The 14727-nt window shown below is 70.3% G+C and carries 14 protein-coding genes; 8 read left to right on the plus strand and 6 right to left on the minus strand.

Annotated elements, in window-relative coordinates; genetic code table 11:
• Nucleotides 1-145 precede the first annotated feature (145 nt).
• Complete coding sequence (locus G6N64_RS28665) at nucleotides 146-808, minus strand: TetR/AcrR family transcriptional regulator (RefSeq protein WP_163801138.1); 663 nt, start codon at nucleotides 806-808, stop codon at nucleotides 146-148.
• A gap of 143 nt (nucleotides 809-951) precedes the next feature.
• Here G6N64_RS28665 and G6N64_RS28670 point away from each other — a divergent pair, with 143 nt between their 5' ends.
• The 5 genes from G6N64_RS28670 to G6N64_RS28690 all read left to right on the plus strand — a co-directional run bounded on the left by G6N64_RS28670 (nucleotide 952) and on the right by G6N64_RS28690 (nucleotide 6189).
• Entirely contained in the window at nucleotides 952-2106 is a 1155-nt protein-coding gene (locus G6N64_RS28670) for a VOC family protein (RefSeq protein WP_163801139.1), read from the plus strand.
• Entirely contained in the window at nucleotides 2103-3041 is a 939-nt protein-coding gene (locus G6N64_RS28675; RefSeq protein WP_163801140.1) for a fumarylacetoacetate hydrolase family protein, read from the plus strand. Before G6N64_RS28670 ends, G6N64_RS28675 begins: the two co-directional genes overlap by 4 nt.
• Nucleotides 3042-3050: 9 nt before the next feature.
• A complete protein-coding gene (mhpA, locus tag G6N64_RS28680; protein WP_163801141.1) occupies nucleotides 3051-4601 on the plus strand; it encodes a bifunctional 3-(3-hydroxy-phenyl)propionate/3-hydroxycinnamic acid hydroxylase MhpA in 1551 nt (516 codons plus the stop codon).
• Nucleotides 4598-5788, plus strand: a complete 1191-nt coding sequence (locus tag G6N64_RS28685; RefSeq protein WP_163801142.1) for a cytochrome P450 — start codon at nucleotides 4598-4600, stop codon at nucleotides 5786-5788. Before mhpA ends, G6N64_RS28685 begins: the two co-directional genes overlap by 4 nt.
• 161 nt (nucleotides 5789-5949) lie before the next feature.
• The gene (locus G6N64_RS28690; protein WP_163801143.1) at nucleotides 5950-6189 is read left to right on the plus strand and encodes a hypothetical protein; all 240 of its coding nucleotides are present in this window, start codon (nucleotides 5950-5952) and stop codon (nucleotides 6187-6189) included.
• A gap of 4 nt (nucleotides 6190-6193) precedes the next feature.
• On the opposite strand, the gene G6N64_RS28695 is transcribed toward G6N64_RS28690, so the two are convergent.
• A complete protein-coding gene (locus G6N64_RS28695; RefSeq protein ID WP_163801144.1) occupies nucleotides 6194-7378 on the minus strand; it encodes a PP2C family protein-serine/threonine phosphatase in 1185 nt (394 codons plus the stop codon).
• The gene (locus G6N64_RS28700) at nucleotides 7375-8175 is read right to left on the minus strand and encodes an alpha/beta fold hydrolase (protein ID WP_163801145.1); all 801 of its coding nucleotides are present in this window, start codon (nucleotides 8173-8175) and stop codon (nucleotides 7375-7377) included. Before G6N64_RS28700 ends, G6N64_RS28695 begins: the two co-directional genes overlap by 4 nt.
• A gap of 201 nt (nucleotides 8176-8376) precedes the next feature.
• Here G6N64_RS28700 and G6N64_RS28705 point away from each other — a divergent pair, with 201 nt between their 5' ends.
• The gene (locus G6N64_RS28705; RefSeq protein ID WP_163801146.1) at nucleotides 8377-9729 is read left to right on the plus strand and encodes a PP2C family protein-serine/threonine phosphatase; all 1353 of its coding nucleotides are present in this window, start codon (nucleotides 8377-8379) and stop codon (nucleotides 9727-9729) included.
• A gap of 43 nt (nucleotides 9730-9772) precedes the next feature.
• On the opposite strand, the gene G6N64_RS28710 is transcribed toward G6N64_RS28705, so the two are convergent.
• Nucleotides 9773-10573, minus strand: coding sequence for a hypothetical protein (locus tag G6N64_RS28710; RefSeq protein ID WP_163795003.1), 801 nt, complete (start codon nucleotides 10571-10573; stop codon nucleotides 9773-9775).
• A gap of 141 nt (nucleotides 10574-10714) precedes the next feature.
• Between G6N64_RS28710 and G6N64_RS28715 the strand changes: the two genes are divergently transcribed.
• Entirely contained in the window at nucleotides 10715-11413 is a 699-nt protein-coding gene (locus G6N64_RS28715; protein ID WP_163801147.1) for a response regulator transcription factor, read from the plus strand.
• Entirely contained in the window at nucleotides 11410-12879 is a 1470-nt protein-coding gene (locus tag G6N64_RS28720) for a sensor histidine kinase (RefSeq protein WP_163801148.1), read from the plus strand. Before G6N64_RS28715 ends, G6N64_RS28720 begins: the two co-directional genes overlap by 4 nt.
• On the opposite strand, the gene G6N64_RS28725 is transcribed toward G6N64_RS28720, so the two are convergent.
• Both G6N64_RS28725 and G6N64_RS28730 read right to left on the minus strand, forming a co-directional pair.
• Nucleotides 12880-13959 (minus strand): sulfate/molybdate ABC transporter ATP-binding protein, encoded by a 1080-nt coding sequence (locus tag G6N64_RS28725; protein WP_163801149.1) that lies wholly within the window; start codon nucleotides 13957-13959, stop codon nucleotides 12880-12882.
• Nucleotides 13956-14714, minus strand: a complete 759-nt coding sequence (locus tag G6N64_RS28730; protein ID WP_163802190.1) for an ABC transporter permease — start codon at nucleotides 14712-14714, stop codon at nucleotides 13956-13958. Before G6N64_RS28730 ends, G6N64_RS28725 begins: the two co-directional genes overlap by 4 nt.
• Nucleotides 14715-14727: the final 13 nt, after the last annotated feature.

Raw genomic sequence — 14727 nt, forward strand, 5'->3', positions numbered from 1 at the left:
CGGGTTTCAAGGGCTGGAGCCTAAGGAAATCCGAAGAATTCATGGCGCGGTGTGACCACTGGAACACAAGCGACGCAACAGAACTCGAGTGGCCAGTGGTGTCAATCCAGCGTTTGGATTCCGATACCTCGAAGCCGTGAATCAGTCACGCCACCGACTCCGCGGCGAGCACCACGGCGAGGTCCGGAAGTTCGCGCTCGCACACCTCCTGCGCCTGCTCCGCGGTCATGCCGAACAGCACCAGGACATCCCGCGTGACGGCATCGGTGTCGCGGGCGTCGTCGCGGTCTGGTTGCGCGCGAAGGAGATTGCCCAATCCGAGCAGTGCGCCGCCGGCCACCGCCAGTGCGAGTTCGGGATCCTCCACGCGGAACCGACCGGCGGCCACGCCCGCGACGATGTCCCGCAGCGCCCGAGGCGCGAGTCCACGATCGGACAGCAGCAGCGACATCCCGTTCGCCAGCAGGATCTGACTCTCCTGCGGGCGTCGACGAAAGAGCCTGCCTGTCAGGCGAAAACACGTCGCGAAGGTCTCCGCAGGATCATCGATGGATGCCGTGAACTCGTCCAGGATCGCGCCGTGACCGTCGAGGACGTCGGTGACGGCGGCCTCGAACAACTGTTCCTTGCTGTCGAAGTGGTTGTAGAAGGAACCCATGCCGACGTCCGCCGCCTGCGTGATCTCGAGCACCGGCGCATTGAGCTTTCCCTCGGCGATGAACGCCTGGGCGGCCTTGACTAGCGCCGCCCTGGTGCGTTGCTTGCGACGTTGCAGGCGACTGACGGGACCCTGTGCCTCATCGGACATCGGCGTCCTCCCCTTCGTCGGAACCGATCGAGCATAACAACGCGACCTCACTTCTGAGGATTTCGTCAACTACCTTGACTGAGGATATCCGCATATGTGACGATTTCGTCAACAAAGTTTCGCCCGACGGCTAGGAGGCGCGAATGAGTGAGACCACGGCACACCACGGTGAGACGCGAACCGACGTCCACCACGGCATGCACGCCGAGGACGGCGCACGGCGCGGGGAGCACCCGGGACGCAGCCGCAACCCGATCATCAAGGTCGCCGACATCGCGTGGCTCGAGTTCGAGAAGCCCGATCTGATGCGCGCGGAGGCGTTCGCCCGGGCATTCGGCTTCCAGGTGGCGCTCCGGACGCCCAGCGAGGTACACCTACGCGGAACCGGTTCGGGTGCACCGTGCGTGGTGCTGCGGCAGGGCGCGCGCAGCCGTTTCGCCGGCGTCGCGTTCCGAGCCCACAGCGAGGTCGACGTGCTCCGTCTCGCCGACCGCACGGGCGTACCGGCATCGGCGCTGCCCGAGTCGATGGACGGCCTCGGCGTCGCGCTCACCGACCCCAGCGGCATCCCCGTTCGCATCGTCTCGGGCATGCACGAGCTACCCGCCCTGCCTCCGCAGGAACCGTTGCCGCTGAACACGGGTCGCGACGTGCGCAGGGTGAACCTGACCCAGCGCCCGCTGCGCGTTCCCGCACGGGTGCAGCGCCTCGGGCACGTCGTCCTCCAATCGACGACCTACCTCGACACCCTCAACTGGTACCTCGACCACCTAGGGATGATCGTCAGCGACTTCCTCTACTTCCCCGGTCAGCGTCACCGCGGGCCGGCCATGAGCTTCATCCGCTGCGACCTCGGCGACACGCCTGCCGATCACCACTCACTCGCGCTCGCGCTGGGGCCCGCCAACCGGTACGTGCACTCCGCCTACCAGGTGTCGGATCTCGACGCCCTGGCCGCGGGCGGCGAGTACCTCCTCGAACGGGGCTACTTCCGGTCGTGGGGCATCGGGCGGCACATCCAGGGCAGCCAGCTGTTCGACTACTGGCGCGACCCGGACGGCTTCCTCGTCGAACACTTCGCCGACGGCGATCTGTTCGACTCGTCCCTCGAACCGGGCTGGGCCCCGTTCACCGCCTCGGGGCTCGCTCAGTGGGGCCCGCCCGTCAGCGCCGACTTCCTGGGCACCAGCCCCAGATCCGCACGGCGCGAGGCCATGTCGATGCTGACCGCCCTCCGCTCCGACAACGAATTCGACGTCAACCGCCTCATCGGCCTACTGAAGGTAGCGAAGTCATGACAACGTCCATCCTCCGCTCGGCCGACACCTGGTGGGTCCAGACCGCCGACGGCGCACACCGCATCGACACCCCCGCAGCTACGACGGGTGAACTGCTGGCAGACCGGTCCGCCATCGCCGCGGCGGCGGCAGGCGGGGACACCGTGCCGGTCGACCAGCTGACCCTGGTCTCGCCGGTCACGAGGCCCTGCCGCGTGGTGGCGCAGATGACCAACTTCGAATCCCACGTCAAGGACGCGGGCATGAACCCGGCAACGGTGCCGCTGACCTTCTTCCGGAAGGCGTCCGCATCCATCAGCGGCCCGTTCGACGACGTCGTCAAACCCAGCCACGTCCGACTCCTCGACTACGAGATCGAGATCGGCCTGGTGATCGGCCGTGACGTTGCCGTCGGCACGTCGATCACCGACGCGAACCTCGCGGACGTCGTCGCCGGTTTGGTGATCACGAACGACGTTTCGGCTCGCGACGTCCAACTCCCCCAGACGCAGTTCTACGAGGCCAAGTCCTACCCCACCTTCACCCCGGTGGGACCCGCGCTGGTGCTGCTCGACGCCGGCGAACTCGCGCGCTTCGGTAATCTGCGCCTGCGCCTTTCGGTGAACGGCGACGAACGCCAGAACGCACTGGTCGAGGGCGACATGCTCTATCGGCCGCTAGAGGCTCTGCAGGCTTTGATCCGGTTCCAGGATCTCGCCCCCGGCGACCTCGTGCTCACCGGCACGCCGGTCGGCACCGCCCTGAGCGCACCACCCAAGCCGATCGAGATCATCGGAAGCCTGTTGCCGCCGGCGCTGAAGTGGAAGGCGTTCTTCAGGGCGCAGGCCAAGAACCCGAAGTACCTGCGGCACGGCGACGTGATCGATGCCTCCGTCGCGACCGACGACGGCGCCGTCGACCTCGGCGCGCAACGTCTCCACGTGCGCTACGAGTAGCGGACCGTCATGTCGGACCTCGTGGACGACGGGCACGTGCCGGTCGTCGTGGTCGGCGCCGGTCCGACCGGCATCACCGTCGCGACACTGCTCGCCCAGTACGGCATCGAGACCCTGGTCCTCGACAAGTGGCCCGGCGTCTACCGTCAGCCCCGCGCCGTACACATGGACGACGAGGTGGTGCGCATCGTCGCCCGCCTCGGTCTCGCAGACCGCTTCGCAGCCATCTCGCGGCCCGCTCTCGGCCTGCGCCTGATCGACGGCAAGTTCGACGTGCTGGCCGAGTTCCGACGCGATCCGTCGCTGAGCGACAACGGCTTCCCGCGGGCCAACATGTTCGACCAACCGGAGTTCGAGGCGCTGCTGCGTGCCAATCTCGCCCACCACCCCGAGGTGCGCCTGCGCGGCGACGTCGAGGTGACCGGCGTCGTCGCCGGCGCCGGCGGAGCGATCCGTGTCACGGCGGTCGACCGCGTCGACGGCAGCGCCATCTCGCTCACCGCCGACTACGTCCTGGGGTGCGACGGTGCCAACAGCACCGTCCGCCGCGACATCGGATCCACCATGCGCGCGTTGCACTTCGAGCAGCGCTGGCTCGTCGTCGACGTCGCGTCGGATGCCGACCTCGGGCAGTGGGAGGGCGTGCACCAGCTGTGCGACCCCCACCGCGCGGGCACCTACATGCGCATCGGAGCGAACCGGTACCGCTGGGAATTCCGCCTGCTGCCGGGCGAATCGGCGTCGGACTTCGACTCGATCTCGGCGCTGCGCCCGCTCATCGCACCGTGGACCGGGCAGGTCGCCGACGGCGATCTCCACGTCCTCCGGGTCACCGATTACACGTTTCGTGCGCAACTCGCCGATCGCTGGCGCAGCGGCGGCGTGTTCCTCCTCGGCGACGCGGCCCACCTGACCCCGCCGTTCATCGGACAGGGCCTCGGGGCCGGGCTCCGCGATGCCATGAACCTGGCCTGGAAGCTCGCCGGAGTGCTGACGACGGAGCTGCCGCCCTCGATTCTCGATACTTACGAGAAGGAGCGGAAGCCGCACGCCCGCAGCATGATCCGTCTCGCCCGCAACGTAGGCCAGGCGATGACGTCCGGCGGCACGGTCGGCGATCTGGCGCGGCGCGTCCTGGTCCCGCGACTGCACCTGCTGCCCGGACTCGGCGCGAAGGTGCTCGACTCCACGACGCCTGCGCTGCACCGGTCCACCCTGGTCCGGCGACGTCGGGCCGCGGCCGGTCTGGCCGGCCGACTGTGCCCCAACCCCGTCGTCGACGGCGGCGCCCGTCTCGACGACCTCCTGGGCACCGGTTTCGCGGTCATCACCACCGAATCACTCACGGCGAGCCAACTCGAGCGCGTCACTCGCAGGGACGCCCTGGTCCACGTCGACGACCCGGGAACCGAACTCGCCGAGTGGCTCCGACGGGGGCGGGCCCGTGCCGCGCTCGTCCGGCCGGACCGGACGGTGCTCCGCGCCGGACGCGACGTGGCCGCGGTGTGCGACGACCTCGACCACCTGCGCGCCCCCTCGACCTCCAGGAGTATCCGATGAAGCTGTCCAGCAGCGTCATTCCCGCCGACCCGACCGACGTCTACGCCCCGGACGCCATCCTCGACCCGTACCCGCACTACGCGCGTCTGCGGGGTATGGGTCCCGTCGTGTGGCTGCCGCGACACCGGGTCTACGCCCTGCCGCGGTATGCCGAGTGCAAGGCGACCCTGCGCGACGACGAGTCGTTCACCTCGACCGGCGGCGTCGCCCTGAATCCGATCAGCAACCGGCTCTCCCGCGGCACGACGCTCGCCAGCGACGGCGCCGAACACAGTGCGCGTCGCAAACTCCTCGCGCACCGGTTGCTGCCTCGCGCGCTGCGCTCGATCAGCGAGACGGTCGACGAGCAGGCCGCGGCGATCGTCGACGCGGCGGTGCGACGCGGAGTCGTGGACGGTGTCGCCGACCTCGCCACCGCGCTGCCGTCGGCCATCGTGCCCGACCTCGTCGGGTGGCCCCGGGACGGACGAGAACACCTCATCGACTGGGGTGGAGCCACGTTCGACGTGCTCGGACCGCTGAACGGCCAGGCGGTCAAGGCGATGCCCGGGACGGTCCGGATGCTGCGGTTCGCGCGCCGCGTCATTCGAGACCGGACGGTGCTCGACGGCAGCATGGCGCACGAACTGCTGTGCGCCGCGGACGCGGGCACGCTGTCACACGGCGAGCTGCCCGCCCTGATGGTGGACTACATCGCGCCGTCGCTCGACACCACGATCAGCGCCATCTCGAATGCGCTGTACCTGTTCGGCACTCACCCCGATCAGTGGCAGATGCTCAGGGACGACGACACACTCATCCCCAACGCCATCAACGAGGTGATCCGCTACGAGTCGCCGTTGCGGGGCTTCGGCCGCAAGGTCGCACGCGACGTCGAGATCGCGGGCACCACGTTGCCCGCCGGTTCCCGCGTGCTGGTCCTCTACGCCTCGGCGAACCGCGACGAACTCGAGTGGGACGATCCCGACACCTTCGACATCCGTCGTGACGCGGGCCGTCACCTCGGGTTCGGCAACGGTGCCCACGCGTGCGCCGGGCAGGGCCTGGCCCGACTGGAGACGACGGCGATGCTGCGCGCGCTCCTGCACCGAGTCGATCGCATCGAGGTCACCGGCCGGCCCACCTGGGCCATGAACAACGTCATCCGACGGCATGAACGACTGCCGCTGCGGCTCGTCGCCGGCTGACCTCCGCACCGCCGGGGCTGCCCACCTCGGTCATTCCCCGCCGCATGTCACTGCCTCCGGTTAACCTCTCCGAACAGCCCGGCAGACTTTGCTGAGCGGGGGGCACGGTGGGTGCCACGGAGGGGCGGCGACCAGATGGTCGCCGAGAGAGGCAGCAATCGATGAGACTCAACCGAATTCTGTACGGGGCGGGCGCCGTTGCCCTGGCCATGTCGTTCACCACTGCGACACCGGCCTACGCGGAGCCCGTGCAGGCCTGCGTCCGACCCGACGGGACACCGTGCCCGCCGATGGCTCCGGGCTGCGTGCACGAGAACGGCATGCCGTGTTCCGGGGCTCTGCCCGACATCAACGCCGCGTGCAACCAGAACCCCGTCGTGTGCCGCTGGCTGATCGGCTAGACGGTCAGGCGTGCAGACGCACGCGTGCGGGCACGCCGAACGCCAGCACCGCCGCATCGTCCTGCACGCCCGCGCCCAACTCGTCGAGCAGCCGGTGCACGGCCCGGACGATGCCGTCCGGGGTGGCGGGCGCATGTTCGCGGGCGAAGAGCATCAGCGCGCCCTCGTCGTCGAAGCGTTCGCGGCCACGGCCGGTGCTCGCCTCGGTCAACCCGTCGGTGTAGAGCATCAGGGTGTCGCCCGCGCCGAGGTGGAAACGGGTCGAGACGAATCGCGGCGTGGACGTGATGCCCACCGCGTAGCCGCCCGTGGTGTCGACGTAGCGGGTGTGCCCGTTCGCCGCGAGCACGAGCGGCGGCGGATGTCCGCCGCCGGCCAGGTCGACGTCGAAACCGGCGCCCCGGCGAATCAGGTTGCCGTACACCAGCGTGCACAAACGGTGGCTGCCGAGTCCGAGTTCCTGGCCGAGTACCTCGTTCAGGTTGTGCAGCACCCGGACGGGCTCGCCCTCCGAGACGGCGGCCGACCTGAGGACGTAGCGGATCAGGCCCGTGACGACGGCGGCGTCAACGCCCTTGCCGGCGACGTCGCCCAGGAAGAACCCCCACGTCGACTCCGACAGCGGGAACAGGTCGTAGAAGTCGCCTCCGACCTCCTCGGCGGACGCGGCGTAGTAGTAGCCGGCGGCCTCCAGCCCATCCGGTGGCGAAAGGACGGGTGGGAGAAGCGCTTTGCGGAGCGTCTCGGCGAACGCCATGACCTGGCCGTGCTCGGCCTCGATCCGTCGGCGCTGATGGAGCAGTTCGCGTTCGTAGGCGCGGCGGTCGGAGGCGTCCACCGCGGTGATGCGGATGAGGTCGGGCCCGTCGCCGTCGCCCGTCCGCACGTTGCCCGTCAGGAACATCGGCAGCCTGGCGCCGTCGGCGGCCACCAGATCGACCGTGACGCCGTTCAATTCGCCGTTGACGAGGAGCAGCGGACCGAAGTGGGTCTCGTAGTGGATCCGCCCGCCGGCGGTGAGCAGATCGAGGATCGACCTGCCGCGGAGGGCGTCGCGCCCGTAACCGAGCCAGCGCGCCATGGTCGCGTTGACGAGGACGATCGTCCCGTCCGGTCGGGCGATCACGTGACCGCACGGCGCGTTGTCCCAGTGGTCCTCGATGCCGCCCCGGACGTCGGCGTCGGTCACGTCGGGCGGGCGAAGTCGGAGATCGCCCGTGCAGTCTGGTCCGGCGCACTCATGTGCGGGCAGTGCCCGATCGCATCCAGCGTGACGAGTCGACTGCCGGGCACCTGCCGGTGGACGTACGCGCCCACCTCCCGTGGCGCGATGACGTCCCGAGTGCACTCGACGATCAACGTGGGCACCGGGATTCGGGCCAGGTCGTCCCGATTGTCGGACAGGAACGTGGTACGCGCGAAGACGCGGGCCCGGTCCGGATCCGTACTGCAGAACGCCCGCTCGAGCCGCTCCCCGAGTTCCGGGCGATCGGGGTTGCCCATGATGACGCCGGACATGGTGTGAGACCAGCCCAGGTAGTTGAGTTCCATCGACTCGAGCAGTTCGTCGATGTCCGCCCTCGAGAAGCCGCCGCGGTAGTCGACGTCGTCGATGTAGCGGGGTGACGGGGTCACCATGACGAGCTTGGCGATGCGGGTCGGTTCGGCGATGGCCGCCAGCGCACCGATCATCGACGCCACCGAGTGTCCGACGTAGACGACGTCGCGCAAGTCGAGGTCCCGCAGGATGTCGACGACGTCGGAGGCGTAGCCGTCGAGCGACGAATACTTGTCGGCGTCCCACGCCCGCGGATCCGACGCGCCGGCGCCGACGTGGTCGAACAGCAGGATCCGGAAGTCGGATCGCAGCCGGTCGACGACGGGACGCCACAGGTTCTGGTCACAGCCGAAGCCGTGCGCCAGCATGACCGTCGGGCCGTTCTCGGCACCGACGATCGTGATGTTGTTCCTGACCCGCACGTCCACGCCGCCAAGCCTAGGACGCCGAAGGTCCGGGGCGTACCACTTCTGAGGGCCGCACCCAGAGCCGAGCCCCCTCACGAGTTGGTGACGTGCGATCAGCCGTAGCCCTCGCCGTGCAGGCCGAACGGCTACCATGGCGAGGTCGTCGCACACAGGTACCCACCTGCCCTTCTAAGAGAAAACGCGTCGCACATTTCCGATCACATGACCACCGGCGGGAAGTACGAAGCCGCCCGGATCAAGGCCGTCGAGCGCTACCGCATCGTCGACACCCCGCCGGATCGGGTGTTCGAACGGATCGCCGCGCTGGCGGCCCGGTTCTTCGATGCCCCCATGGCCATGGTCTCGATCGTCGATCGGGACCGAATCTGGTTCGCCGCACTGCACGGGATCGACACGCAGCTCGCCTACGTCGCGCACGCCGACGGTCTCTGCGCCTCGGCCGTCATCGACGACGGTCCCTACGTCGTGGACGACGTTCGTGCGGGGTCGCCGACCGTCGGCACGTTCGTCGAGGACCACGACATCGCCTTCTACCGCTGCGCGCCGATCGTCAACTTCGACGGGTACCGCCTGGGCGCCGTGGCCGTGATGGACCACCGCCCCAGAACGTCGTCCGACGACCAGGCCGGCGTCCTCGAGGACTTCGCGGCGGTCGTCATGGAGCAGCTCGAACTCCGGCTGTCCTCGCTGGACGCGCTGCACACCGAACGCCGGCTGCGAGACGCCGCGGAGTACGCCCGCCACGACGCGCAGGTCGACCTGGTCAACGCCCGCGAGGACCGCAACGAGGCCCGCCGCGACCGCGACCTGGCCGAACAGGAGCGCGACGCGACCGAGGAGTGGGCGACCGTGCTGCAGCGGACGCTGCTCCCACCGTCGCTGCCGGTCGTCGACGACCTGGAACTGTCGGCGCACTACCACCCGGCATCACCGCGTCAGGTCGGCGGCGACTTCTACGACGTCTTCGGCCTCGGCGATGGCCGGTGGGCGTTCTTCGTCGGCGACGTCGAGGGGCACGGCACCGGCGCCGCGTCGGTCACGTCGCTGATCCGGTACTCGCTGCGATCCGCGGCGCTGCACCATGCCGACCCGATCGACGTGCTGACCGAACTCAACCTGATTCTGCTGCGGGACTCCGACCCACGACGCTTCTGCACGGTGCTGTTCGGCACCCTCACGCCGTGCGGTCCGGGGAACGGCTTCGACGTCACGATCGCCACCGGTGGCCATCCCCCGGCGCTGCTGCTCGACCCCGTGGCGGGCACCGTCGCCCCGATCCGGTCGAAGGGCGGCATGCTGATCGGTGCCACGCCCAACGCGCGGTTCGACTCGTGCGACGTCCACCTGCACCCGGGACAGACGCTGCTGTTCTACACCGACGGCATCATCGAGGCCCGTCGTGGCGACGACCCCTTCGACCAGGAGGGCCTGGCCGACTTCGCACTCGAACATGCGGGCCGCAGCGCGCACGACCTCATCGGCGACCTCGCCACCATGATCCCCAAGCTGGAGCCCGACGACGACGTCGCGGTGCTCGCCTTCCGCGCGGACTGACGCCGGCCGGTGCACCGCCGGATGTGGCGGCGCACCGACGCGGTCACGCGCTGGGTGACGCGGGGCGTTCCGCGGGCAGCGGCGGCTGCTGGGGCTGCTCGCCACGCTGGCCGTCCTGCGGCCCGGCGGGTACTTGCGGGCCGTCCGCCGGCGGGCGCGGAGCGTCGCGGTCCGGTCCCCGCTCCTGGGCGGGTCCGGGAGCCTGGCCACGCGGCTGATCGGCACGCGATCCACCGCCGGGGCCCTGACCGCCGGGGCCCTGACCGTCGGGGCCCTGCCCCGGAGGCGGCGGCGGCCCGCCGGGTCCACCCGGTCCACCCGGTCCACGCCCGGCATCCGGACCCTGTCCTGGCGGAGGAGGCGGCGGCGGTCCGTCCTGACCACCTCGAGGACCACCATCGCGACCGGGGGGCGGCGGCGCCATCGGCCCGTCCGCCGGGCCCTGCCGATGACCTGGCCCACCGGGACCACCGGGGCCACCGGGGCCACCGGGACCACCCGGCCATCCCGGTGCGGCCTCCGTGTTGGCCGCGGTGCCGACGCTGAACGACATCACCGGATGCGAGTTCACCGCCACCCCACCGAGCAGACCGACGAACAGGCCGATCACCGCGGCGCCGACGGCGGTGCCGACGGGATGGCTCCGGACCTTCTCCCGGCCGGCCGTCCACCGGTCGCGCTTCTCCTCGACCGCCACCGGGCGATCGTCGTGGGCGGCCGGCCGCTCGCCCTCGTAGGTGACGGGCTCGTCGGGCCGACCGTCGTACCGCTCACCGGCGATCGGCTCGGTCGGGTGGTTCAGGGATTCGTCCGGATCGTGTTGATTCCGTTCGTCATTGCTCATCGTGACTCCTCATCGGTCGGTGACTGCTGGTCGTGTTCGACGTAGGCGACGCTATGAGGGCTTGGTGAAGCCAACCTGAAGACGACGGGTGTCGGCGACATCTTCAGGTGGGGTTCAGGTGGCTACGACCACAATGAAGCCATGTCATCTTCCAGCGGCGGACAGGGCGGCGCCTCGCGCGTGCTCGTCGTCGAGGACTCGGACGCCATCCGCGAGATGGTGGTCGAGGCGCTTCAGCATGCGGGTCACGCGGCGACCGGCGCCGTCGACGGCCACGGTCTGGAGACGCTGCTCGACGGGTTCCGACCCGACGCCGTGGTGCTCGACGTGATGATCCCGGGCCGCAGCGGATTCGAACTGATCGACGTGGTGCGCGACTGGGGGGACGTCGGCATCGTCATGCTCACGGCCCGCGACGGGCTGCCCGACCGCCTGCGCGGGCTCGACGGCGGCGCCGACGACTACGTGGTCAAGCCGTTCGAGATGTCGGAGCTGCTGTCCCGCGTCGGAGCGGTCCTGCGGCGGCGCGGCAGTGTCGCGGCCACCGTCCAGATCGGGGACCTGCTCCTCGACCGGACCGCAGGTGTCGCGACCCGGGCGGGTACGCCGCTGTCGCTGACCGCGACCGAACTCAAGGTGCTCGAGTTCCTCGTCGATCAGCGCGGCCGGATCGTCAGCGCGGCGCAGATCCTCACGACGGTCTGGGGCTACTCCGCCTACGACGACAACCTCGTCCACGTCCACATCAGCAGCCTGCGCCGCAAGCTCGAGGCGCACGGGCCGCGGATCGTGCACACCGTGCGGGGCATCGGCTACCGGCTCCAGGCGGCTACGCCGTGACCGAGTCGCCTGCGACCTCCACGCCGTCGCTGCGCCTGCGCGTCGTCGTCGTCACCCTCGGTCTGCTGACGATCCTGCTGATCCTGCTGGGCGTCACCATCGACCTGGTGGTCGGCGCGCAGGCCCGTCGGGATCTCAACGACCGGCTGCAGACCACCGTGTCGCGTGCCGACGGCCTCGTGCTCGAAGGCGCGTCACCGGCCCGACTCCTCGCGGAGATCGGAGGCGGCGAGATACGGGCGCGACTGATCACCCCCGGCGGAACGACTTACGGCGATCCCGCCGTCCCGACCGATCTGCCCGAGGGACCGCGCCCGCCACGCCCACCGGGTCCGCCGCCGGGGCCGCCGGACCAGGCGCCCGGCGGGCCGACGGGACCCCGTCCACCGCGTCCGCCCACTCCCCCCGACGCCACCGCCACGAGCATCGACCACCGGCTGCCCGACGGTGGGCGCCTGCTCCTGGTCGCAGACACCACCGCGACGACGGCGCTGCTGAGCCAGCTGCGGGTCATCGTGGTGGCGTCCTCGATCGGCGTGCTGCTCGTCGCCGCCGCTGGACTCGCCCTGCTGGTGCGGACGGCGATGCGCCCACTGGACCGTCTCAGCGCGGTCGCCGAGTCCATCACGTCCGGCAACCGGGGCAGAAGGATCCGACCCGACCGTCCGCATACCGAGTTGGGCCGCGCCGCAGCGGCTTTCGACACCATGCTCGACGCTCTCGAGGACTCCGAGCGCCGCGCCCGGCACGCCGCGGACGTCGCGGAGCAGGCCGATGCGTCCACCCGACGGTTCCTGGCCGATGCCGCGCACGAACTCCGCACCCCCATCGCGGGCATCCAGGCCGGCGCGGAGCAGATCGCCGCGTCGGCCATCCAGCACGTCGACGATCCCGACGCCGACGCCCAGCGTCACCGCGCCGACCTGGTACTGACCGAGGCCCGCAGGGCAGGCCGCCTCGTCTCGGACATGTTGGACCTCGGGCGGATCGACGCGGGCCTGCACATGGACGTCCGTCGGTGCGACCTCGTCGCGCTCGCCGACGCCGAACGTCAGCGCACCGCGCTCCTCGCCCCGTCGCTCACCGTCACCCTGACCGGCGACCCGGCGGTGAGCGTCGACGTCGACGCGATCCGGATCGCCCAGATCCTTGCGAATCTCGCCGACAACGCGCGACGGCACACCCCGGCCGGTGGCTCGGTCGTCTTCGACGTCCGCCGAACGGGTTCGACGGCACGGCTGACGGTCACCGACACCGGCAACGGCGTCCCCGAGGACCAGTGCGAGCGGATCTTCGACCGACTGGTGCGGCTCGACGACGCGCGGTCGCGGGATCGCGGCGGCGCGGGCCTGGGACTGTCGATCGCACGGGCGCTCGCACGGGCGCACGGCGGTGACCTGGTGTGCGAGGCGTACCGACCGGGCGCCCGGTTCACCCTGACCCTGCCGGCCCTGCTCGGACGGTGACTACCCGGCCGGGGAGGGATGCAGGCCCACCTCGTGGGCCTTCACGGCGAAGTACACCGTCAGCCCGGGCACGAGATCGAGGTCGGCGACGGCGGCAGCCGTCACGTCCGCGCTGAGGCCGGGGGCCCCATCCGGTTGATCGGCACCGCGGATGCGGACGGTGTTTCCGTGGACGTCCATCTCGGCGATCGTCACCTCGAGCACGTTGCGTGGACTCGCGTGCGGCCGGTCGAGGTGCACCGACACCGCCCCCGGGGTGAACAGCGCGACGGCCGGCGAGCCCGGAGGCAGCTCACCGGATCCGAAGATGGCGGCGCCCCAAAGCGTGTGGAGCACGCCCGGCTCCGCCATGGTGCCCGAGATCAGGTTGACCCCGGCCAGCCGCGCCGCGAACGCGCTGCGGGGCGAGGTGAGGACGTCGCGCACGGGCCCTGCTTCGACCACCCTGCCGTTCTCGACGACGATCACCTTCGTGGCGATCGCCAGCGCGTCGAGCAGGTCGTGGGTCACCATGACCGCGGTGCGTCGGTCGTCCCGGAGGACCTCGCGCAGCAGTCGCCGAAGCGACGGCGCGGCGGTCACGTCGAGGGCGGACATCGGTTCGTCGAGCAGCAGGATCCGTGGTTCCGCCGCCAGAGCACGGGCGACGGCGACCCGCTGCGCCTGACCGCCCGAGAGTTGCGATGGCCTGCGATCGGCGAGGTGTTCGGCATCCACGGCACGCAGCCACCGCTGAGCCGCCGCGGCGGCGCGAGACCTCCCCTGCCCCTTGCTGCGTGGCGCATAGGCGACGTTCCGCGAAACCGTCATGTGCGGGAACAGCAGCGCCTGCTGAGCGAGCATCGCGACGCCGCGCGCGTGTGGCGGGACGAAGATCCCCGAGCGGGTGTCGGTGACGACGGTGTCACCGATCGCGACCGTCCCCTCGTCGGGGCGCAGCAGCCCGGCGATCAGCGCCAGCAGCGTGGACTTACCCGCCCCATTGGGTCCGAGGACGGCTAGCACCTCCCCGTCATCGAGCGTGACGTCGAAGTCGGCGTCCCGCTGCGCCAAGCGGGCGTTCAACCGAAGGGCACTCACGCCGGACCCGCCAATCGCCGTGACGCCGACGCGACGACGATGAGCGCGGCCACGACGATCAGCAGCAGCGAGAGTGCCACGGCTGCATCGGGATCGGTCTCGCGCTGCAGGTAGATCTCCAGGGGCAGTGTCCTGGTTACGCCCTGCAGCGAGCCCGCGAAGGTGAGCGTCGCACCGAACTCGCCGAGCGATCGCGCGAACGCCAGTACGGCACCTGACATCAGACCCGGGAGGACGAGCGGCAGCGTGACGGTTCGCAGCACCGTCGTCGGCCGCGCACCCAGGGTCGCGGCGATGTCCTCGTACCGCCCGCCCGCCGAGCGCAACGCGCCCTCGAGGCTGACCACCAGGAACGGCAGTGACACGAACGACTGTGCCAGCACCACGGCGGTGGTCGTGAACGCGATGCGGACGCCGAGCGTCTCCAGATGCTGACCGAGTAGCCCCATGCGGCCGAACGTGTAGAGCAGCGCGATGCCGCCCACCACCGGCGGCAGGACGAGCGGCAGCAACACCAGGGCCCGCAGAACCGACTGCCCGCGAAAGCTCGCCCGCGCCAATACGACTGCCATCGGCACGCCCAGCAGGATGCACACCACGGTGCTCGCCGACGCGGTCTTCAGGCTCAGCAGCAGCGCCGCTCGGGACGACTCCGAGGTGATCAACGGGATGAAGTCCGCCCAGTCGATCTTGAGCAGGATCGCGACCAGCGGAACGACGACGAGCAGCGCCCCGACCGCCGCGGGCAGGTACATCCAGGCGGGGAGA

Source organism: Mycolicibacterium sediminis (genome assembly GCF_010731735.1).
Lineage (GTDB): Bacteria > Actinomycetota > Actinomycetes > Mycobacteriales > Mycobacteriaceae > Mycobacterium > Mycobacterium sediminis.